At 69.4% G+C, this 21,680-nt stretch carries 18 protein-coding genes; 4 read left to right on the top strand and 14 right to left on the bottom strand.

The genetic code is table 11. The features are described 5' to 3' along the window. Positions 1-603: 603 nt before the first annotated feature. Positions 604-2,859 carry an ATP-binding protein gene (locus ACFWX1_RS42615; protein ID WP_378395603.1) on the top strand — a complete coding sequence of 752 codons (2,256 nt, stop codon included), beginning with the start codon at positions 604-606 and terminating at the stop codon, positions 2,857-2,859. 11 nt (positions 2,860-2,870) lie between these two features. On the opposite strand, the gene ACFWX1_RS42610 is transcribed toward ACFWX1_RS42615, so the two are convergent. After that, positions 2,871-3,425 carry a TetR/AcrR family transcriptional regulator gene (locus ACFWX1_RS42610; protein ID WP_378395602.1) on the bottom strand — a complete coding sequence of 185 codons (555 nt, stop codon included), beginning with the start codon at positions 3,423-3,425 and terminating at the stop codon, positions 2,871-2,873. A gap of 158 nt (positions 3,426-3,583) precedes the next feature. Here ACFWX1_RS42610 and ACFWX1_RS42605 point away from each other — a divergent pair, with 158 nt between their 5' ends. Next, positions 3,584-4,279, top strand: coding sequence for a hypothetical protein (locus ACFWX1_RS42605; RefSeq protein WP_378395601.1), 696 nt, complete (start codon positions 3,584-3,586; stop codon positions 4,277-4,279). A gap of 42 nt (positions 4,280-4,321) precedes the next feature. On the opposite strand, the gene ACFWX1_RS42600 is transcribed toward ACFWX1_RS42605, so the two are convergent. The 10 genes from ACFWX1_RS42600 to ACFWX1_RS42555 all read right to left on the bottom strand — a co-directional run bounded on the left by ACFWX1_RS42600 (position 4,322) and on the right by ACFWX1_RS42555 (position 14,235). Beyond that, positions 4,322-5,314 carry an arginine deiminase family protein gene (locus ACFWX1_RS42600; protein WP_378395600.1) on the bottom strand — a complete coding sequence of 331 codons (993 nt, stop codon included), beginning with the start codon at positions 5,312-5,314 and terminating at the stop codon, positions 4,322-4,324. 10 nt (positions 5,315-5,324) lie between these two features. Then, positions 5,325-6,287 carry a glycoside hydrolase family 6 protein gene (locus tag ACFWX1_RS42595; protein WP_378395599.1) on the bottom strand — a complete coding sequence of 321 codons (963 nt, stop codon included), beginning with the start codon at positions 6,285-6,287 and terminating at the stop codon, positions 5,325-5,327. Positions 6,288-6,337: 50 nt separating this feature from the next. Then, on the bottom strand, positions 6,338-6,559 hold the full coding sequence (locus ACFWX1_RS42590) for a hypothetical protein (RefSeq protein WP_378395597.1): 222 nt from the start codon (positions 6,557-6,559) through the stop codon (positions 6,338-6,340). A 24-nt stretch (positions 6,560-6,583) separates the two neighbouring features. After that, positions 6,584-8,143, bottom strand: a complete 1,560-nt coding sequence (locus ACFWX1_RS42585; RefSeq protein ID WP_378395596.1) for a hypothetical protein — start codon at positions 8,141-8,143, stop codon at positions 6,584-6,586. Between the two features lie 29 nt (positions 8,144-8,172). Continuing rightward, positions 8,173-9,222 (bottom strand): FG-GAP repeat domain-containing protein, encoded by a 1,050-nt coding sequence (locus ACFWX1_RS42580; protein ID WP_378395595.1) that lies wholly within the window; start codon positions 9,220-9,222, stop codon positions 8,173-8,175. Next, positions 9,219-10,508: a hypothetical protein gene (locus ACFWX1_RS42575; protein WP_378395594.1), complete on the bottom strand. Its 1,290-nt coding sequence runs from the start codon at positions 10,506-10,508 to the stop codon at positions 9,219-9,221. The genes ACFWX1_RS42580 and ACFWX1_RS42575 overlap by 4 nt, the downstream gene beginning before the upstream one ends. Then, positions 10,505-11,284 (bottom strand): NAD(P)/FAD-dependent oxidoreductase, encoded by a 780-nt coding sequence (locus ACFWX1_RS42570; protein ID WP_378395593.1) that lies wholly within the window; start codon positions 11,282-11,284, stop codon positions 10,505-10,507. The genes ACFWX1_RS42575 and ACFWX1_RS42570 overlap by 4 nt, the downstream gene beginning before the upstream one ends. Continuing rightward, complete coding sequence (locus ACFWX1_RS42565) at positions 11,260-12,213, bottom strand: polyprenyl synthetase family protein (protein ID WP_378395592.1); 954 nt, start codon at positions 12,211-12,213, stop codon at positions 11,260-11,262. Before ACFWX1_RS42565 ends, ACFWX1_RS42570 begins: the two co-directional genes overlap by 25 nt. Continuing rightward, complete coding sequence (locus ACFWX1_RS42560) at positions 12,210-12,665, bottom strand: hypothetical protein (protein WP_378395591.1); 456 nt, start codon at positions 12,663-12,665, stop codon at positions 12,210-12,212. Before ACFWX1_RS42560 ends, ACFWX1_RS42565 begins: the two co-directional genes overlap by 4 nt. A gap of 373 nt (positions 12,666-13,038) precedes the next feature. Continuing rightward, on the bottom strand, positions 13,039-14,235 hold the full coding sequence (locus tag ACFWX1_RS42555; RefSeq protein WP_378395590.1) for a cytochrome P450: 1,197 nt from the start codon (positions 14,233-14,235) through the stop codon (positions 13,039-13,041). A 244-nt stretch (positions 14,236-14,479) separates the two neighbouring features. Between ACFWX1_RS42555 and ACFWX1_RS42550 the strand changes: the two genes are divergently transcribed. Continuing rightward, a complete protein-coding gene (locus ACFWX1_RS42550) occupies positions 14,480-15,187 on the top strand; it encodes a helix-turn-helix domain-containing protein (RefSeq protein WP_378395589.1) in 708 nt (235 codons plus the stop codon). Between the two features lie 46 nt (positions 15,188-15,233). Here ACFWX1_RS42550 and ACFWX1_RS42545 read toward each other — a convergent pair whose 3' ends face one another. Both ACFWX1_RS42545 and ACFWX1_RS42540 read right to left on the bottom strand, forming a co-directional pair. Further along, the gene (locus ACFWX1_RS42545) at positions 15,234-16,379 is read right to left on the bottom strand and encodes a hypothetical protein (protein WP_378395588.1); all 1,146 of its coding nucleotides are present in this window, start codon (positions 16,377-16,379) and stop codon (positions 15,234-15,236) included. Positions 16,380-16,388: 9 nt separating this feature from the next. After that, on the bottom strand, positions 16,389-17,879 hold the full coding sequence (locus ACFWX1_RS42540; protein WP_378395586.1) for an MFS transporter: 1,491 nt from the start codon (positions 17,877-17,879) through the stop codon (positions 16,389-16,391). A gap of 79 nt (positions 17,880-17,958) precedes the next feature. Here ACFWX1_RS42540 and ACFWX1_RS42535 point away from each other — a divergent pair, with 79 nt between their 5' ends. Beyond that, on the top strand, positions 17,959-18,582 hold the full coding sequence (locus ACFWX1_RS42535) for a TetR family transcriptional regulator (protein ID WP_378395585.1): 624 nt from the start codon (positions 17,959-17,961) through the stop codon (positions 18,580-18,582). Positions 18,583-18,814: 232 nt separating this feature from the next. Here ACFWX1_RS42535 and ACFWX1_RS42530 read toward each other — a convergent pair whose 3' ends face one another. Then, entirely contained in the window at positions 18,815-21,487 is a 2,673-nt protein-coding gene (locus ACFWX1_RS42530; protein ID WP_378395584.1) for a non-ribosomal peptide synthetase, read from the bottom strand. Between the last annotated feature and the right edge of the window lie 193 nt (positions 21,488-21,680).

Below are 21,680 nucleotides of genomic sequence, written 5' to 3'. Positions count from 1 at the left end.
GTTTGGGTGGGGGTTGGGCCCCCCGGGCACTTACCCGGACGTGCGGTGGACATGGGGCACCGGGCGCGTTCCGCCGTGAATCCGGCCGCCCGGCGCGTGTCCACCGCGAGGGGGAACGTGTCGGCGTTCCCCCGGTCCTCCCCCTGCAGGGGTAGTCGGTGTTGTCCGCGTGGCGTACTTTGTGTACACCTGTACTACATTATGTGTACCGTGGTACAGATAATGTGGCAAATCTGGTGTGGACCATGCGATTCCTGGTGGAGACGTAGTGGTACGGGGAGGAGAAAAATGATGCGATGAATATCGGCAAAGCTTTCGGGCGGGAGGGGCGCCGGGTGTTGTCGATCATGACCGGCTCAAGCCTAGAGGGGTTTCCGTGAGACGCCAGGGGTGATCGGTGGAGTAATCGAGTAAACGGTTCCGGTCCGCTCGCGCGACGCGCCATCCTGGGCGTGGCGGGTGGATGATTCATCGCACTAGGGGAGGGAGCGGGGCAGTGATGATGCCGATCGTTCTTGGTGAGTTCGGGAAAGGCCCGTCGGCCTGGCTGGGGTTGTCCGGTGACGCGACGTGCTTCGCGAGAGTCGGGTGAGGCGAATGGGCATGGTGGAAACGGGGACCGGTGGTGCCGCGTTCAGCCGCGAGCTGGCCAGGTTGCTGGCACGGCGGCGCATGTCCTGGCGGCAGCTGGCCGACCAGGTGGGATACACGCGCAGCTGGCTGAGCAAGGTGAAGAACGGCGCGGTTCCCTCCCCAGAACTGGCGCGGCGGTGCGACGAGGTTCTCGAGGCGTCCGGTGACCTGGTCGCACTCGTGGAGGCCGGGTCGCGGCGTCCGGCGCAGCTTCCGGCGGTGACCGCCTGCTTCACCGGCCGGACGGCCGAACGGCACCGGCTGATCGAACTGTTGCGAGAACCGGGCCAGGCGGGCGCGCCCCGGGTGGTGTCCATCGACGGCCTCCCCGGAGCGGGGAAGACGACGTTGGCCTTGCGGTGGGCGCACGAGAATCTCGAGCTGTTCCCCGACGGCCAGCTGTACGTCGACCTGCGCGGGTACTCTCCCGCGCGAACGCCGCTGTCGGCAGGGGAGGCGCTGGAGGAGTTCCTGCTCGCGCTCGGCGTGCCGGGTGAGGAGATCCCGGCGTCGCCGACGCGGCGTGCGGGTCTGTATCGATCGTTGCTCGTGGGGCGCCGGGTGCTCGTGGTGCTGGACAACGCGGCCGGCGTCGAGCAGATCCACCCGCTGATCCCGGGTTCGCCGGGCTGCGCGGTGCTGGTGACCAGCCGCAGCCAGTTGCCGGGCCTGGGGGTGTCGACCGGTGCGCGGCGGCTCACCCTGGGGCCGCTGTCGGCCGACGAGTCGTTCGCGTTGCTGCGTGGTGTGATCGGCGACGACCACACCCGGGGAGAGCCGGAAGCGGTGCGCCGGCTGGCGCGGCAGTGCGCCCACCTGCCGCTCGCGTTGCGGATCGCCGCGGAGCGGGTGGTGACCGGCCTGGACCGTGACGTGGTTTCGGTGGCCGCCCACCTGGCCGCCGACGGACTGGACTCGCTGTCACTGGGCGAGGCAACCGCGGTCCGCGCGGTGTTCTCCTGGTCCTATCGTGGCCTGTCCGCCGAACTCGCCCGGCTGTTCCGGCTGCTGAGCCTGCACCCGGGCCGCCGGATCAGCGCCGCCGCGGCGGCGGCGCTGGCCGGGATATCCGCCAAACGAGCGCGGAATCTGGCCGAGCAGCTCGTGAACGCTCATCTGCTGGAGCCGCACGACCGTGACGGCTACAGCATGCACGACCTGATCCGCCTCTACGCGAGCGAACGCGCCGACGTCGAGGACAGCCCGGAGGAGCAGGCCGCCGCGCGGCGCGGGCTCGTCGAGTGGTACCTGCGCAGTACGCTCAACGCCGCGGGCGAGATCGCGCCGTATCGCGCTCATGTGCGCGCGCTGTCGCTGCCGGAGCTGCCCGTCGAAGGGCAGGCCTTCGACGACTCCGCCGCGGCGGTGCGGTGGTGCGAGTCCGAAGTGCACAACTTCGCGCCGATCACCCGGCTCGCGGCCGATCACGGCATGGAAGACCTCGCGTGGCGGCTTCCCCTGGCGCTGTTCGACTACTTCATGCTCCGCAAACCGTGGTCGGCCTGGCTGGCCGGCCTCGAAACAGCGCTGCGTGCCGCGCGGGCGGCGGGGGACCGGCGCGGGCTGGGCTGGCTGCACACCGATTACGCGGTCGCCCAGTTCTGGCTCCGCGACCTGGATCGCAGCCGCGAGCTGTTCACCGAGGCACTGCGTATCGGCACCGAGGTCGCCGACCAGCACGGTCAGGCCTGGGCCCTGTGCGGCCTCGCTCGCGTCGCGTGCGAGCGCACCGACGCCGAGCTGGCGGAGCACCACGCCCAGCGAGCCGGGGAACTCCTCGGGCGGCTGGGCGAATGCGACGGCCAGGCCGCCGCGCTGGCGGTGCTGGCGGAAGCACAATGCCGTGACGGCAGGCGCGAGACCGCGCTGGCAACGGCGACGCGCGCCCTCGAGCTGTGCGAGCAGGTCCGTAACCACTATGGGCGGGGCCGGAAACTGGCCAAGATCGCGGAGCTCTACCACGCGCAAGGTGAGCACCAGCGCGCGTTGCGGTATCTCGAGCTGTCCTCGCAGGTGCGCTGCTCGGTGGGCGACCGGTGGGGCGAGGCCGACGTCCACCTGCGCCGCGGTGACATCCTGCACGAACTCGGGCGTGCCGCACCGGCACGTGACGAATGGCAAGCCGCCTTCGAGCTGTACGGAGAACTCGAGGATCCGCGGGTCGCGGACGCGTGCTCGCGGCTGACGACGTTCCCCGGGACTGCCGGGCAGGAGGCCGGATCGTGACGGCTTCGGGGCTAGGGCAGCAGGATCGCCCGGAACACGGAGGCGATCTGCCGCCGCGACAGCCCGCCCGGCCGGGTGAGAGCCTCCAGGTGCACGCCGTTGAACGCGGCGGTGAGGGCCAGCGCGGCGCGCTTGCCCGCCATGGCCGACAGCACCTCGGTGGTGACCGCCGAATACCCCGTGGCGACCTCGGCCACCTCGGGATCGCGCAGTGCCGCGACGGACAATTCGAACTCGGCGACGATGTGCTGCCGGTGCTCGGCGATCCCCTCGCACACCATGTCGGTGAGGTGCCCGACGAGCTTCGCCGGTGGGGGCCGCCCGATGCGCTCGGCCCACTCGTGCAGCCAGGCGCGGTAGTTCTCCAGAAGGCGGCGGAGGGCGGCTTGGCGCAATTCGCTGAGCGTCGCGAAGTAGTAGGTGGTGGAGCCGAGCGGGACACCGGCCTCCTCCGCCACCGCGCGGTGGGAGAGCCCGGCCAGACCGGCGCCGATCACGACTCTCTCCGCGGCGGTGATCATCCGCTCCCGCCGCTGGGGGTCGGCCACCCCGCGTCGTCCTGGCATCCGGGTCCTCCGTCGGTCCGAGCCCCGTCCTCGGCCGCCGAGTGCGGGGCATGGTCAGATGATTACCACAGTCCACATAGGTCTGTACATGCGTACAGAAACAGAAGTTCGGCAGAAGCCGCAACGACGGCAGAGCGGCCTGGCGGAAAGGGGAACGCATGACCGGACGGGGCGCCACGACCGTACGGATCTTTCGTGAGCAGGCCGGAGCCGCGACCAGCTGGAGCGGGGAGCACACGGTCGCCGTCGCCGTGGCCTACCGGCATGGCGTGACGGCCGGTTCGGTTCAGCTGCTCGACCTCGGCGCGAAGGATCCGTCGCTGCGCTTCGTGATGCTGGCGGAACTGGCCGGTGACGCGCTGGTGCCGTTGGCCCGCGCGGTTTCCCAGCTGGCACGCGAAGCCGGGGGCACCGCACTGCGATGGGTCACCGAGACGGCCGACGCGATCACCCCGGCCGTGACACGGCTCGGCGCCACGCCGAGGTCGACGGTGTACCGATGGTGGCATCGGCCGCTACCGGGCAGGCCGATGCCCAGCGTGGTCCCGCAGGTGCGAACACTCGAGGCGAAGGACGGCACTTTCCTCGTCGGCTGGCGCACCGCCGGCTACGGCGCGAAAATCGACGGAAATCTCGCGACGCTGCGGCACGACCGGACGGACGACGAGACGACCGAGGTGGTCACCGGACTGCTGTCCACCGTCCTGGCGATGCTCGGCCAGGAATATCCCGGCGTCCGCCTCGCGCGCACGATCATCGCACCCGACGACGACATCCACACCAGCGCGGCGATCGGACTCGGCTTCACCGCGACGCCACTGCAAGCCATCGAGTACCAGATCGCACTGTCCTGACCGGACTCGGCCACGGTGCCGACCGCGTCGGCAAGCCGGGCGTCAGAGATGGCCGACCCGGGAGAGGGGCAGCGTGGCGCACCGGACGCCGCCGCCGAACTCCGAGATCAGGTCGAAGTCGAAGCCGGTGACGACCTCGGCGCCGTGCTCGGCCAGACGGCCGATCAGCCGGTCGTGCCGGCGGGGGATGACGACCTTGTTCGGGGCCAGGCACACGGTGTTGCATCCCATGGCGTGGGCCTCGTCCTCGGTGGCGTCGATGATCTCCCAGCCGGCGAGCAGGCCAGGGAGTCCGCCGGGGAACGCCGGGCGATGGCACAGGGCTAGCCCTGGCCGGACGACCGCGAGTACGCAGTCCAGGTGCAGCCACTGGTCGGTGAGGCGGACCTCGTGTACGCGGTAGCCGTGGGGCCGCAGCAGGTGGGTCAGCCACTCGATGCCGTCGCGGTTGCTGGCGAGGCCGGAGTTGCCGACGAGGATGTCCGTGCCCAGGACGAACACGTCACCGCCCTCCAGGAACGGGCCGGTCCCCTCGGGCCCGGCAGGGTCGAATGTGCTCGGAGCGGGGCCCGGGATCGCGAAGTACGCGGCCGCGGGATCCTCGGCGATCCGTTCGCGCAGGATGTCGCGGTAGGCGAAGATCTCCTTGCGCCGCGCGGGCATCATCAACGACGTCTCGATGACCCGGTGGCCGATGACCACAAGAGGGTCGCGGGCGAACATCGGGTCGCCGCCGGGCACGACGAACTCCGTCTCGAGTGCTGTCAGCTTCCGCGGCCGGTGCACCACCACGCCGTGTGCGCGGTAGAGGTCGGCCAGGTCGTCCAGTTGCTTCCGTGTCGCGGCGATCCGCTCGGGCGGGTCGATGTCCCGGAACGACCGGCCTACATTCTCCTGTGTCAGCTCCACCGCCTCGGCGGACAGGTACTTGCGCAGTGAATAGGACACCGGGGCGATCGGGGCGTCGGGGTCGAAGATGCCGACGAACACCTCCCGCAGCGGGGAGAATTCGTCGGGTACTTCGAGCCTGGCCATGGTGATCACGCTACTTCTCCCGGGGAATGAGGGCGAGGGCGAGCCGGGGGACGAATTCGCCCCGTGTGCTGTCCGGCGCCAGGCCACACGGGCCGTCGGAGATGCCGGGAGTGGTCAGCCACAATTGCTGGGTGTTGGCGGGGTCGTCGCCCACCGATTCGCCGGTGCCCAGCTGGGCGCCGGGCGGGTTGCAGGTGGTGTCGGTCTGAGCGCCGTTGCGGCTGGAGTCGGTGAGGATGAAGATCCGGTTGTGCGGTGCCGTGCGGTTCAGGATCATCCGGATCTCCTTGGCGCTGGTCTCCGGCTGATATCCGCCGACGTCGAGCGCGAGCCCGGTGAGGTTGCCGAGCCCGACCGAGGTCGCGAACGTGGCGGCGGCGGGTGGCGACGTGCCGGCGAGGTCGGTGACATCCAAGAACACCAGGACATGTGGGCTCCTGTGCAACTGTTCGACGGACGCTTTCGCGATCTCGATACGTTCTGTCTCGCCGATCCGGGCACCGCAGCCGGGGCGCGCGGAGCGACCGGCCTTGACCACGACGAGCGCGGACCGCGTTCCGATCAGTGTCCCGAGTTCGGTGAACCACTCACGGTAGGTGGACAGTCGAGTCTGCCGATCGTCGTGGGGGCTGGGGGAGCAGCGCACCGCGCTGTCGGCGTCCGCGAGCAGAAAGGGCTGTTCATTGGCCGCGGTGGCACCGTCGAGATAGGACACGAGATCACCGCGCAGTTGCGCTCGCGGCGCGGTCACCAAGCGCGCGGCGGGCCGGGACGCGATGCTCTTGGCGATGGTGTCCCTGTCCGGGGACTCCGGATGCGCGGCCACCCATCGCGCGGCGGGACCTGCCGGATCCACATACATGTCCCCCTTGCCGCCGAACAAGGTCGGCGGACGGCCGCTGTTGGGCGGCGAGTCCCCGCTGACCTCCTGACAGCCGGCCAGCAGTACACATCCGGTGAGTACGGCGAGCACAAGACCGGGTTCGCCCCGAAAGAGTCTTCGCCTTCCCAGGACACCTCGGCTCATGACTGCGGAAAGATTGGGCCTGGCCGGTACAGCACTGGATACTCACGCAGCTCCGGCGGCAGCTCGACACGGGTGGCGGGGTCGCTGACAGCGAGCCAGACGACGGTGCGCGCGTGGTCGATAGTGAATCCGCCGCCGTCGACGTCCGGGTTCTCGAGCACGAAACGTTCCAGCCGCTGCCGTTTCTCGGGCCCGGGTTCTTCGAAGCCGTATGCCATTGGTTCCTCGCCTCGATAGCGACGTCAGTTGCCGGTGACCACGCCTTGGGTGGTGATGGTGGGTACCCGGGCGAGCTGATCGCTGACGGCGTCGAACACGGCCCGGTTGTTCAGGTAGTCCAGCAGATTGCCGTGGGTCATGCCCAGTGTCGGTTTGACCGTCCGCTCGTAGATCGCTCTGAGTGCTTGCGCCTCCTCGGCCCGGAGATGCGCGGAGATGCCGTTGATGAGCTGGTTGGTGTCGTCGAGATGTTCCTGTCTGACCACGAATCCGGGATCGGCGGGGTTGTTCAGCGCGGACTCCATGAAGGTGCGGTACTTGTCGTACATGGCACGCGCCGCGGCCTTCTCGTACGGGGAGGTTCGCGCAGCCTCGGTGCGGGCGACGATGGCCTCGGCGTTGAGGTAGAAGACCTCGATGAGGAAGTTGCCGAGGGTGGTTTTGGAGAGGAACTCGTCTCGCAGCCGATCGGCGAGCGGGATGTCGCCCTGCAGCGGGAGGTTGTACATCTTTCCCACCGAAGCCCAGATCGAGCAGTCCCCGGCGTCGGGGTTTTCCAGGGGAACCCAGTCCGCGCCCGTGCCGCCGTAGCACACGAGCGATCCCGAGTCGCCGGGCCAGCCCATTCTTCCGGTGCCGAGCACATCCGTGAAGTTGTACCGTTTTCCGCTCATGTTCACTTTGACGGTGGCGCTGAGGTCTTCGATGCGAGTGGAGGAGTAGCCGCTGCGCGCTCCGACCTTGTGGATGTTCGCCAGGAACCGGTACTCGCCGGCCGCGCACGCGCTGCCTGGCGTCAGCATGCTCAGCTGGAGGCCTTCCAGGACATAGTGGATCTTGCAGATATAGCCGTAGGAGTGGTGCTTGTTCCCGGCGAAGAACAACCCGACAGCCTTGTGTTCCGGGCTCGGCGCCGTCATTCGTGGGTGGATCGGCGTTTGTGTGTATCCCTCCTCCGACTGGTCGTGGAGCCGCGCGTAGGCGGCGTCGCAGAGGTTTTTCGCGTGCACGCCGCGTTTCCAGGGGATGTCGGTCGCCAGTGTCGCCACGATGTTCTTGTCCCCGTAGGGCTTCGGGAGTGGCTGTGTGATCACGTTGTTGTTCGGGTTGCGCTCCTTGAGGTTGACCAGGACGTGTCTGTTGGACAGGATGCAAATCTGGTTGTAAGGGTCGCGCACGAAACAGCCGAGCGTTCCGCTGTCGTAGATGCCATGTTCTCCGTTGGATGCGTTGGTGATGGAGACGCCTGGCCTCAGGGGGTTGCGTTGCCGGTCGTTGTACGTCCAGCTGGGCGGCTGGAACTCCTTTTCCTCCTTGCTGAACATCTCGCCGGTTTCGACGACGTCGACCTTGTAGGACAGGCCGTCCACGTCGATCCGGTCGGGGAGCATGTCGCTTGCCCGCAGGTACCCGGGCTTGCGTTTTTTCGCTACACCGACCCGGATCGCGGGCTCGTCGGTGCGTTCACCTGCGCGCTCCCGGGTGCTCACCCCCACGGAGACGATGTTGCGCAGTTCCCAGAATCTGCTGATGATGCGGTCTTTTCCGTGTGCAAGGTGTGCTTGTGCGCGCTCGTCGAGCATGGAACTCCTTCCCCTGTCGTCGGTCCGCGTCAGGCGACGATGCGGTAGCCGGCCCAGCCGGTGGCCAGGACCTTCGGGTGCGCGGGATCGAAGACCGTGGACGGGGAAGCCGGCTCCCAGTTCCCGTTGTGCAGGCAGGCGAGGAGCGCGCCGGTGGTCTTGTCCCGGGTGACGAGGTCGGGGTAGTCGTCGCCGTTGATGTCGGTGAGGATGCGCACGTCGGCCGCGTCCACTCCGGACGGCCGGAGGACGTACCACTTCTCGTGCGATTTTCCCGTGGAGTCCTGTTCGGCGAACAGGTCAAGGAGCCGGGCACTGCCGTCGGTGAAGGTCATGAAGAAGTCGGGGAAGTCGTCGCCGGTGACGTCGGCCAGCTGCATGCTGGTGACGGCTTGGGCGTTGTCGAGGATCGCACCAAGATTGGTGAACCGTACGTTCCCCGACGCGTCGGGGCCTTGATTCACGTACGCGTAGATCGTGGTGCCGTGCCGGAACAGGATGTCGGCGAGGCCGTCGAGTTCGGTGGGATTGCGCGTGTCCCTGCCGACGAAGTCGGCCACGGTGACCAGACTCGCCGCACCCCAGCCGCGGGCGATCACCCGCTCCGGCCGAAAGGTGTTCTCTCCGGCGAAGATGCCACTGTGCACTGAGAGGGACAGTGTTCCGTCACTGGATAGGCTGACGAGGTCGTTGTATCCGTCTCCGTTCAGGTCGCCTTGGCCGAGCCATGTTCGTTCGAGCCCCATGGTCGCCACCTTGACGGATCCGGCGAAGGCGCCACGGCCGCCGGGCTGTCCGGTTCCCTCGTGCACCGCGAGCTCGCCCTTCGCGGCCTCCACCGTCAGCAGATCCGGTACGCGGTCCGTGCTGATATCCGGCACGCCGTCCGCGTCCGTCGACCGCAATGGCCGCAGTCGTGGTCCTGCGTTGTCGGTCCAGCTGTCGAGCAGACTCGTGGCCGTGGGGACGGGCAGTGAGGCCGCAGCCGTGTCGGCGGCCGCGACCGCAGTGGTGACTGTCAACGCGACGGTGAGTCCGGTCAGGACTGGAATGGTTCTCGGCAGGCGTGTCTTCTTCACGTGTTTCTCCCCTGTGTGGTGTCGCCGGGACCGCACGGTCCGGCAAGGTGCGTGGCGAACGCTCGCAGAATCCCGGTGCCGAGTGTGTCGGGCAGTTGGTCGAGGAATCCGTGTGCTTGTTCGAGGCCGGCTCGGCATCGATTGCGGGCGAGAGTGGCGGCTTGGCGGCACAGCACGGGGTCATGGTGCGGTGCTGCCCCGAAAGCGTGGTGGTCCGTCAGCCCGGGGAAGGCGGACAGCTTGCTCGAGAGCAGGCCGGTCATGGTGGTGTCGAGCCGGGTCTGCCGCCCGGTCAACGCGAGATGGTCCTCGGCATACACGAAGACCGCGCCGCAGGACCGCCCGAACTTCCGCAGGGCCGTCGTCGCGCGATCGCAGCAGTCGGCCAGTGCCGCGCCGACTCGGGCCGGGAACTCGAACAACGCACCGAAGAACGCCAGGCTCGACCGGGGCGGCCCGTCGGGCCGCAGCTGTCGGGCCCGCGCCTCCACCAGTTCCGTCAGCCAGTCGGTGAAGGGGCCCGAGAGGTCCGGCGCCTGTTCGGCAATGAGAAGGCTTGCCCGTGACAGAAGGAAATCGCCGACCAGCACGGCCGTGGCCGACGGCCAGTCCACGCCGCGTGCGGTTCGTTCTGGCGAGGGCGCGGTGGCGGTGAGCGCGAGGGCGCCGATCATGACGAGTTCGATCGCCGCGGCGACCCCGGCCCACTGGATGTCGAGGGGTTTCCCCTCCGCGCTGAGTGCTCCCGCGAAGATCCGCGCGGGTCGCAGGGCCTGCCGGGCCGGTGGCCGCGCACGGGTGATCAGCGACGCGGCGAACGGCCAGTGCTTACCGGCTGCGGCGACCGCTATCTCGGTACAGGCGAGCAGGAACGGCTCAGCCATCAGGCTGTGCCGGTCGGCCGGGAATGTTCCACTAGCGGGGTCGGCGAGCCCACCGGGCAAAACCAAAGCGCGGCGTGACCGGGCGAAGAACGGGTTGTCGCTGGTGATGCTCGCCGACAACGCGCGCCACGTGAGGTGGTACCGGCGGGTGGCCCGGGTCGCGGTGTCGTAGTAGCCGACGAAGTCCCTGGCCAGCGCACGGCTGTACCCGGTGACGGCGGCGGCCGGTGCTCGGGGGTGCGCGGCGATCGCCTCGGCGGCGAGGACACCGGAAGAAAGCGCGGGCTCGATACCGTCCCCGGTGAACGGATTGAGCAGGCCCGTGCTCTCACCGAGAAGCAAGACGCCGGCACGCTCGGACCGGTCGGCCGCGAACGCGGCGTCGATGTGGCCCGTCGTCACAGGCCCGGCTGCGCGCAGACGCGCGTATCGCCGGTCGACGAGGGCCAGCGCGTCCAAGGCTGTGGACAGCAGCTCGTCCGGGGACGCTGCGTCCGCACAGCGGGCCGAGGTGACCGAGATGGTCCCAGGTGCACCGGGCCGGTCTGCGGGCAGCACTCGAATCGACAGCGGCGCGCTCCGCGGATCGGACGGTACGGGCGGCGGCAGATGCAAGAGGGCCCGGCCGTCCGCGGGAGCCCGGTGTATGCGCGTACCGCGCCGAGTCCGGCGCGGGTTCCACGCTGGCGAAGAGCGATGCCGTCGACCTCGTGGGCCCCGGTGGCCAGGACGAGGTGACGAGCCAGCGTCGTCTGCTCGACGTCGGCGGCTGTGATGGTCACTCGCCATAACGTGGCTTGCCTGGCGACGGCGGTGACAGTGCCTTCGACGTACTGGGTCCCGGCTGCCTGTGCGCGGCGCAGTAACGCCTTCTCCAGGTCACGTCGCCACACTGTCTGGAGTCCTGTAGCGGGCCAGGAGGCCGAACTCGCACTGTCGAAGACGACGGTGAAGCTGCTGAGTTGCTGTCGCGGCAAGGCGTCGCGACGCAGCAACCGGTCGGAGACCAGCACACGATACGACGGAGCGGTCGCATTCGGGGCAGGGCCGACGAGAAGCGGCTGAACACCTCGTCGAGCCAGTTCGGCCGCGGCGGTGCTACCGGCCACCCCCGCGCCCACGATCAAGACAGCGACCGGCTCGCCCGGCTTGTTCACGTCGGGGTTCCGCACGGCCATAACCGTTCGATCGTTTTCAGCAACACCTGGCCGGTGCTGGAGCGGGCCGCTTCACCGAGCGCGGCCACGGCCTTCTCACGGTGTCGGAGGGCAACCGACATAGCCTCGTCGATTCCGCCCACGGTGAGTACCTGTGCGCGGATCACCGGCAGATCGTGGTCGGTCAAGGCGGGTGACAGCAGCAACTCGGCCAGGCCCGGGGCGCCACGGCGGAGCGCGCACAACGTCGGCAGGCCGAACAGCCCGAGCCGGTGGTCGGTACCGATCGGCTTCCCGGTGTCCGCACTCCACAGGTCGCGGCAGTCGTCGGCAATCTGGAACGCGACACCCACTTCATCACCGAAGACTGCGAGACGGTCCAGCAAAATCGGATCTGCGCCCGCTTCGGCGGCACCGAGCACGCAGCACAACCGGAACAGCTTGCCGGTTTTATGCCGCGCGATGTTGACATATTCGCCGGTGCGCAGATTCAGGTCGAACGCTCGCTCGACGTCCAGCAGTTCCCCGTAGGACAGCGCGGTCGCCGTCGAACTCACGGCCAGCATGACCTCGGGTCCGAGTTCCACCGCTTCCTGGGCGGCCAGCGCCACACAGGCGGTTCCCGCCAGCACTGCGATCTCGTGGCCGTCCACGGTGTGCGCGGCAGGCCGAGTGCGCCGCACAGTCGCCCGATCGATCACGTCGTCATGCAGTAGCGAGCCGATGTGTATCAGTTCCACCATCGCACCGAGCCGCACCAACCGCGTCCGATATGGTGCGCCGAAGCGTGAACACACCTCGAGCAGGTGCGGACGAATACGTTTTCCTGGCGCATTCGCCAGCGCACGCACCGGACGCCGCAACTCCGGGCTCACCATCGCGGTGAGTTCTGCCAGCCGATCGAGGACTAGCCGTGCGTAGTCCTCGTTACGAGGAAATGCTCTGTTCATCGGGGTACGCGAAGGCAGTAGCTGCGGGCGAAGCTGAGCCACAATTCGGCGGGCGCATCCGCGTTGGGGTCGTAATGCGCCGAGACCGTCGCGACCGCGACCGCCACCAACGCGCGCAACGCGGCGTCCACCGCGGCACCTTTCGCCCGGAACACACGCCCCGCGGCGAGGACCACGCCATCGGCAGTGGTCGTCGCCACGTTCGCGCCGGCGAGTTCGGACATGCCCCTCCGCACCAGCCTCATCCTGTCCGGCGTGAGCCGGGCGGCCGCGGTCTCTGCTCTGGAGATGGTGACGCGGGACTGCGCCGGGCCTGGTTCACCGAAGCCCGGAAACTCGACCGGCCGCACCGCGACCGCTCGTGCCACGGCGCAGACCCATCCCGGATCGGCGGCGACCAGCCCGCCGGCCGGGTTTGTCGAAGCAAACGCCACGCCGGGGGAGGAGAGCATTATCGCGCCTGCGCCCAACCCCGTTCCCAAGGCGAACGATCGCCTGCTCATCCGAAAGGTCGCACCATAATCTTCGCGCAACGAACACCACCCGGGTCACTGATGTGGAAGGTCACGCACCCACTCTCGTTGCTGCCATCTCGGCACCACCAGTGGTGACTTGTGGAGCATTCGAGGAAACTTCCGCGATTTTGTGGGAGTTTCGCTTTTTTACAACAGTGCCTTGTGTGCCGGGCAACGCCCGTGAACGAGCAGGAGACGCGGGGGTTCGAGTGCCGGTTCCTGGAATTGTCCCGGAGACAACGGTTCGGTCATGCGGCCAGGGCGGTTTCCCGGCCGGGGTGCGTGACCACCGCCGCACCCTGGCCGGGTCTCACCAGGCGACCGGAAGTGCGGTCACCCCGTAGATGGCCGCCTTTTCGCGTAGGGGCACGTCTTCGGCGGGAATGGCGAGCCGTAGTCCCGGGAATCGGGCGGCCAGGGCGGGGAAGGCGACCCGCATCTCGACCCTGGCCAGTTGCTGGCCGATGCACTGGTGGACGCCGTGGCCGAAGCCGACGTGGCCGGCGGCGTTGCGGTGCAGGTCCAGGGTGTGCGGGTCGGTGAACTTCGCCGGGTCGCGGTTGGCCGAGGAGGTGGCCAGCACGACGGTGGATCCGGCTTTGATCAGGTGGCCGTCGAGTTCGACGTCTTCGAGCGCGGCGCGGGCCAGCGGAGTCGCGACGGTGAGGTAGCGCATGAGCTCCTCGACCGCCGAATCGGTCAGGTCCGGGTTCGCGCACAGGGCGGTCCATCGGCCGGGATGGTGCAGGAGCGCGAAGGTGCCCAGCGCGATCATGTTGGTGGTGGTGTCCAGGCCCGCGGCGAGCAGCAGCCCGCCGATGCCGGTGAGTTCGTCGTCGGTGAGGTCGCCGGTGGTGAGGTCGCTGAGGAGGTCGTCGGTCGGTGCCGCGCGTTTGGCGGTGACCAGGGTGCGGACGTAGGTCATCAGCGCTTCGTATGCCTGGTACGACTCGGCTTGTCCTTCCGGTGTGGTCATGTCCGCGCCGAAGAGGGTGGCAGCGTCGCCGTGGAATTGCTCGCGGTCGGCGTAGGGCACGCCGAGCAGTTCGCAGATCACCGTGGCGGGGATCGGCTGGGCGTAGGCGGTGACCAGGTCGATCGGCCCGCCGTGGCTTTCCATGCGGTCGAGGTGTTCGGCGGCTACCTGTTCGATCCGCTCGGTCAGTTGTGACATGCGGCGTACGGTGAATTTGCCGGTCAGCAGCTTGCGGTACCGGGTGTGTTCGGGCGCGTCCATGGTGAGGAAGACGCCGGGATCGGCGGGCGGCGGCGGTTGGTCGTTTCCCGGGCCCGTCCAGTGCATGAGTTCGCTGCGCGCGCTGAAGCGCGGGTCGGCGAGCACGCTGCGCACGGTGGCGTGGCCGGTGGCAAGCCATCCCTCGTGTCCGTCCGGAAAGGACAGTGGGGTCAGTGACGCCTTGTCGCTGATGCGGGTCAGTTCCGCGGGCGGGTCGAACGGACAGCCCGGGGTGCGTTCCATGGGCAGTTCGACAGCTTGCTGGGCCATGCTGATACCTCGCTTGTCCGAAGGGGAGCACGGGCTGGTGTGGTCCGGATACTGATTCCCACGTTAGGAACAAGCCGAAATACCGGTCAACGCGGCGTTGCCTGGATTCACGCTGTTTGCGCTGGTCGTGTCGGCAATTGATGATTGCAATGACACTGACGGTTAATGCACGCCGAAGACGGGACGTTGCAACGATCGACGCCGGGCGCGGATACTGGCGAGGAGAAGCGGAGGAGACTGCTGGATGCCGGGGCGCCGACTGACGATAGCCGAGCGGCAGCGGATTGCCGGAGGATTGGGGCAGGGCCTGGACTACGCCGAGATCGCCCGCCGGCTGGGCCGTCCCACCTCGACGGTGATGCGCGAGGTCACCCGCAACGGCGGGCCGGGCCGCTACAACGCGGAAATGGCCCAGCTCGGGACGAGCCACCGCGCCCGCCGCAGGCCGCGCCCGGCGACGCCGGTCAGTGAACACGGCGGCCCCGATCCGCAGGCGGCGGCCGCGTTCGTGGCCGAGTTCACCGCCGCGCTCATCGAGATCGGCCTGCCGCGCACCGCCGCCGGTGTCCTGGCCTGGCTGTTCGCTTCCGAGACCGGCAGTGGCACGGCCGCCGAGCTGGCACAGCGCCTGCAGGTCAGCGCCGCGACCATCTCGCACGCGGTCGGGCTGCTGGACAAATACGCGCTGATCCGCCGTGGCCGGGACGGCGAGGGGAGGCGGCACCGGTATTTCCTCGACGACGACGCGGGCTTTCGCGCGGCGGTGGTCGGCGTCCGCGCCAACCAGCGGCTCGCCGACACCGCGCTGCGCGGCGCCGACACCTTCGGCGGGGACACCGTCGCCGGAGCCCGGCTCGCGACGACGGGCCGTCTCCTCGAACAACTCGGCAACGACCTCATCCGCTCCGCGAAACAGTATTTGCGCGCCACGAACGGCAGGCACCGCGGCTGACGCCGAGGCGCGGCGCGGCCGCGGTACTCGCCGTCCGGCCGTCTGATCACGGTTCGGTGGACTCGACGTGAGCGCCCTCGAACTGGTCGGCAACCGGGGCGGCCCGCCGGTCCGCGAAGGCGCACACGGCGATCATTCCGGCCAGGAAGGCCATGGCCGCGGCGAAAACTCGTGCCTCCGGGTACCCGCCGGCCAGGAAATACGCCGGACCGGCGAGCACGACGCCACCGAGCAGCGCGAGGGCCAGTTCGCCGAGCAGCGCCCGTCCCGGCGCGCGGCCGATGCCGGCAACGAGTGCGACCACCACAATCGCTACGCCGGCAACGGCGGCCAGCGCCGGAAGGCCGAAGTTCAGTCCGTATCGGATGGCCAGCGCCGGCACGAAGAACACCACGACCAGCCAAGCGGCCGAGCGGATCAGCGCGGCCAGTCCCGGACCGCAGGTGCGGTGGGGGACCCGATGGGCGAGTACCCGAGCCAGTACGAGTACCGCGGTGGCGATCGCGGCGCCCGGCAGGAGCGCGGGTACGTGGCCGAGGTTGTACAGCAGAGCGCTGTCGTAGACGGCCAGCACGAGCCAGCCCAGCGCGCCGGCCGAGATGAGGAACAGCACCAGATCCGGCAGGGACCGGACCCGCCTGCCGGTGTCGCCTGCGAACCGGGACACCCACAGCGGGACCACGATTCCCGAGGCCGCGCGGATCAGCAGATCCTGTTTGGTGGTCCAGGGATTGCGCAGTTCCCATTCGATGAGGCAGAACGTGATCGTGCAGGCGGCCGATGCGGGCCGGACCAGGCGCACCGCGCGCCGGTACGCCGCGGCGTCCAGCCAGCGGCACACCGTCAGGTAGGCGAAGACGACGAACGGCAATTCCCAAAAGGACGAGATCCGGAACAGGCTCACCGACAGCAGGCCGGGCTCGGGGAACCAGCCGGGTACCGGACCGAGGTCGGCCAGATCGAACCACCCCGGTGGGACGTAGCGGCTGATGAAGCCGGCGTCCCCGTGGTGCACGCGGTCCACGTAGACGGTGAACAGCACCTGGTTGAGATAGATCAACGCGATGACGGCGAGCAGCCAGCGGGCCGGGTTTCCCCGCCCCCGCAACGGCATGCCGGACAACCTCAACGGGCGCCACACCGCGAATACGGTGGCACCGACGATCACCGCGCCAAGCACCAGCCGTCCCACTGCGCCAGGCTAGCCGGTCTCACCCCGCGGGTGTGCCGACTCCGGGACGGCCGCCATCGCGACGGTGCGCTCACCGTGCTGCGCGGGACCGGGGCGAGGGCGCCGGCCCAGCGGCAGCAGGATCGCGGCGGCGGCGGTGAGCACCCACCCGGCGCAGGCGACCACGCCGATGATCGTGTAGCCGCTCTCAGCGGGGAAACTCTTTCCCGGCGCGATATGCGCCTGAAGTATGGTCGCGCCCAAGGCTCCGCCGGTGGAGTAGCCCACGGTACGCAGAATCTGGTTGAAGCTCATCGCACTGCTCGTCTCCTGGGCCGGCACGGCGCGCATGAGGTAGCCGGGCATCACCGCGAAGACGCAGCCGGTCCCGGCACCGGCGATGGCCATCACCACCACGATTTCCCAGATGTCGTCGCGGGCCACGCTGAACAAGACCATGCTGCCGAGCATCATGGCCGAGGACAGCGGCAGGACCGCCTCGTAGGACGTACGCCGCACCAGCCACGGCACCACCCGGGTTGCCAGATAGCTGGTCGCGGAGAACGGGACCAGCACCAGTCCGGCGACGATGACAGTGCCGCCCAGCCCGTAGCCGGTGCTGATCGGCGTCTGCACGAACGTGGTCACCGGCGAGATCAGCAAGTACATCCCGACAGCGGCCAGCAAGGTGGCCACGCTTGCCGTCAATACTGCGCGCTCGCCCAGCAGCCGCAAGGCCACGAGTGGATGGGCCACCCGCAGCTCCCACCACACCCAGACGGCCAGCACCGCCGCGGCCGCGACGAGGATTCCGAGCACCGGTCCTGATCCCCAGCCCCACTTCTCGCCCTTGCTGAGCGCCAGCAACAGACCGGCCAAGCCGGCGCCGAGCAGCACAGCACCGGCGATGTCGAGCCGTTCCTGGCGGCGCCGCGCCGACGCCGGGACGACGCGCCACGAGACGAACAACGCGGCCGCGGCGACCGCCGCCCCGAACCAGTAGGCCAAGTGCAGGCCACCGGCCTTCGCGAGCAGCCCGGTGACCGGGTAGCCCAGGCCCACGCCCACCGCGGTGGTGGTCGAGAGCATCGCGACCCCGGCCCGCATGCGCTCCGGCGGCAAGGCCTCGCGGGCAGTCGCGATCGCCAAGGGCGTCAGCCCGAGCCCCAGACCCTGCAGGCCACGCCCGGCCAGGAACGGGCCGAACCCGACCGGCAGTGCCGCCAGCACTCCGCCCAGCATCATCGCGACCAGCGAGAGCAGGAAGACCTGCCGCCGGTAGGGTCCGTCGCCCAGCCGGCCCATCACCGGGGCGGCGACCGAAGCCACCAACAGCGTGATCGTCAACGACCACTGGGCGTCGGCGAGCGACACGTGATTTTCCGCGGCGATGGTCGGGATCAACGGCGCGCCCAGACTGCTGATGATCGCCACTACCAGGCACGCGAGCGTCAGGCCCGGCAGCAACGCCCGTGACGAAGGCGGGATACCGGGTTGCTTCTCGTCTGGTTCTCCGCTCACAGGCGCGTTTTCCATAGATCTGATACTACGCTTCAAATGAGACGCAGTGTCAAAAAGCTTCGCGTGTCACAATGGGCGGGTGAGCCTGCGGGAGCGGAAGAAGGAGCGCACGCGCGCCGAGCTACAGCGTCATGCCCTGCGGCTGTTCCGCGACCAGGGGTACGCCGAGACGACGGTGGACGACATCGCGGCGGCCGCCGAGGTCAGCCGCAGCACCTTCTTCCGGTACTTCGGCACCAAGGAGGACGTGCTCCTCTTCGACACCGTGGACCCGGTGATGTGCCGCATGATGGCCGCCGTGCCCGAGGGGACTCCGCTGCTCGAGGCCGTGCGCGGCGTGCTGCGGGACTCGTTCGCCTCCCTCGGCGACGAGGCTCGCGATCTCGAGGAGGTCCGCATGGGGCTGGCCCGGACGGTGCCCGCCATCGCGGCGATCCTGCGCGAGCGCAACGCGTTCGGGATCGAGCAGTACGCCGAGGTGATCGGGTCCGCGACGGGCCGGGAGCCCGGCGACTCCGATGTGCTGCTGTTCAGCGCCATCTTGATGGGCGTCCGCCACGCCGTCCGCGCACGCATGGCCGCCGGGCGGGGTGAGCGCTACGTCGACGAGCTGGACGCCATGCTCGGGCGTCTCGCTACCGGTGTCCCGCTGGCCGACGAGCCGGTCCGTGCTCCGGGGAAGATCATGTCTCGGTCCTCCTGACGCCCGAGCATCGGCGCCGGCAGGCCGGGCGGTTTTTCACGCGTGTGTCCGGGGACGTCGGCCTGCCCCTGCTCGAAGACTCGTCGCCTCGCGCGGTGTCGGCGTTGCACGTGCTCAGCGGGTCTGCGCACCGGTCACCGCGTTCTGGTGGCCGAAGCCGGAGCGCGGGTGGATCGTGATCGTGCTGGGCTCGGTGCTGAGCCGAACCTGAATCCAGCGCGCTTTCCGGTCGTCACACGATGGTCTCGGCATCCTTACCGGCGCTCGGCAAGTCCTTGGCCTCGCGGGCGGACTCGGCGACCCTGCTCAGGGTCGGCTCGGGCACGATCCGGCTCAAGGCCGCGGTGAACCGCTCTTGGCCCGCGTCCCCGACGATCTCGTCGGACACCGACGCCAGCATCGAGATGAACAGGACCGAGTTGCCTCCGAGTGCGTAGAAGTCGGCGGTTCCGGCGATCTGGTCCGGGTTCAGGCCGAGCACCTCCGCCCAGATCGCGGCGACCGACTCGGTCAGCTCGTCGCGGTCGCCCGCCGCCACCGGCTGGTCGCCGCGCCGGAAGGGGTCGGGCAGGCGGCGCACGTCCACCTTGCCGTTCATGGTGTGCGGGATGTCGTCGACGAACACCGTCGCCGCGGGCACCATGTACTTCGGCAGTAGCCCGCCGAGGTGCTCGGTCAGCTCGCCGGCGGTCACCTCGGCGATGGGGATGACGTAGGCGCACAAGGCCTTGTGCTCGCCCGCGGTACGCGGCACGACGACCGCGCTGCCGACCGCGGGATGCGTTTCGAGGGCCTTGGCGATCTCCGCGGGCTCGATCCGGTGGCCGAGCACCTTGACCTGGTCGTCGGTGCGGTCGAGGAACTCGAACTCCCCGCTGGGCAGCAGCCGGGCGATGTCGCCGGAGCGGTAGACGCGGGTCCCGTCGGCCAGCCGGACGAAACGCTCGCGGTCGAGGTCGGGCCGTCCTCGGTAGCCACGGGCCAGCTGCGCTCCGCCGATGTAGACCTCGCCGGGCTCGCCCTCGGGGACGAACCGGCCGGTGGCGTCGAGCAGGAACATGGTGGTGTTGTCCGTCGGCACCCCGATGGGGACCACGCTGCCGGTGTCGGTCTCCTTGTCGAACAGGTGCAGGGTCATCGTGATCGTGGTCTCGGTGGGGCCGTAGCCGTTGATGATCCGGCAGTCGGGGCCGAACAGGTCCTGGGCCTGCCGGGCGACCGAGGTGTGCAGCTGCTCGCCCGCCAGGATCACCGCGCGGAAGCCGGTGGCCCGGATGCCCAGCCGGTTGATCAGCGCCAGATGCGAGGGGGTGAGCGACAGCGTGTTCGCGCCGGATCCGGTGAGCAGCTCGTGCAGCATGGCGTGGCTGATCTCGGCGGGCCGCAGCACGATCGTCCCGCCGGCGAGCAGCGGCGGGAAGAACGTCGTCCCCGCGACGTCGAAGCCGACGGAGGCGAGCAGCGGCAGCCGTGTCCCGGCGTCGATCCCGAAGTCCCGGATCGCCCAGTCCAGGTAGGTGCGCAGGGCACCGTGCTCGATCTGCACGCCCTTCGGCTGTCCGGTCGAACCGGAGGTGTAGATCACGTACGCGAGGTGCTCGTCGCGGATCTCGACGTCCTGGAACGCCGGTTCCGCGGTGAAGTCCAGGTCTTCGATGACAACGGCGGTGCAGCCGTCCGGTACGCAGTCGCGCTCGTGATGGGGCCGCTGGACGAGGCACACCGGCGCGCCGGCGTCGCGGAGCAGCCCGGCGATCCGCGCGTCCGGATTGTGCGCGTCCATCGGCAGATAGGCCGCGCCGGAGCGCAGGACGCCCCAGACCGCGACCGTCGCGGAGACCGAACGGTCGCCCAGGACGCCGACCACGGTGTCCGGGCCGGCGCCGAGATCCCGCAGCGCCGCCGCGACCACCGCGGTGCGCCGCGCCAGTTCGGCATAGGTGAGGCGATCGCCGGGGCTGTCGATCGCGATGGCGTCCGGAGTCTCGGCGGCCTGGCGGAGGAACCGCTCGACGATGCCGGCGTCGTCGGTGGACTCGGTCGCGGTGTCGTTGCCCGGCCAGTGGCGCAGCGCGGCCGGGGAAAGGCCCTCCGCGACCTCGTCCAGCAGGGCTTCGATCCGCTCGGCCGTTTCCGGGCCGTCCCACCAGGACAGGGTGATTTCGGTACGGCCACCGACCTCGACGAGATCCAGCACAGGGGGCGCACCCGGTTCCGGCCGCGTCGTCAGATAGGCGGTGTGCGCGGTGAACCCGGGGGTGTGCAGATCCGCGGGATCGATACGGCCCGCGTGGGAGAGGACCGCGTTCGCCGGGTACCTCCCGCGTTCACGGATCTTGCCGTCCATGGTCGCGATCGCCTCGTCGAGCTCGGCGAGCGGAGTGTCGAGCACGTCCGCGGACAGCGACTTCCCGAGCGCCGCGTCCCCTTCGAGAAGACGGAGAACACGCTCGTGGACCGTCGGCCAGGTCTCGCCGGGGGCCACCTCCAGGGAAAACCCGGAGGCGAGGTTCGCGGTGCTGGCCACGCCCGGCCTGCGGGGCCGGAGGTCGACCGGGATGTAGAACACCCCGGGCTCCGTACCGGTGACGCCGCGCAGGAGGACGGCCAGCCTCGCGACGAGACCGGGAAACGTGCCCTGGACGCTCCGGCGCCCCGACACGGTGCGCGAGCGGTGGGTGGGCTCGCAGGAGCCGAGCGCCGGAAGGTGGTCGAAAGTCAGGCTGAAGTCCTCCGCGCCGGTCACGTCCTCGAAGATGTCGCTGACGCTCACCGGGTCCGGTGCGCCGTGCGGTTCTTCGCCGCGCAGCGCGCGGAACACGTCGGTGGCCCAGATGACGACCCCCTTGCCGTCCATCACCTCGTGGTTGGCCCGGAAGGCGACCGAGGTGTGTTCTCCTTCCACCAGCACGACCTCGCAGTGGGCCGAGCCGGAACCGGCGAGCGGTGCCTGGAGCTCGGCGAGACCGAGGATTCCGCCGGCCTCGAGGCCCCCGGGGGGCGCCCACGCCTGGCCCCCGCGCGCCCCCCCCCCCTCCCCCGAGCGCGCGGGCGCGCGCGGCCCCCCCCCCCCTCGACGAACACGTCCCGCTGCTGAC

Origin of the sequence: Amycolatopsis sp. NPDC059021, assembly GCF_042739895.1 — a bacterium.
Classification (GTDB): Bacteria; Actinomycetota; Actinomycetes; order Mycobacteriales; family Pseudonocardiaceae; genus Amycolatopsis.
Note: the sequence above shows the minus strand (reverse complement) of the source record. Positions and strands in the feature narration are given on the sequence as shown.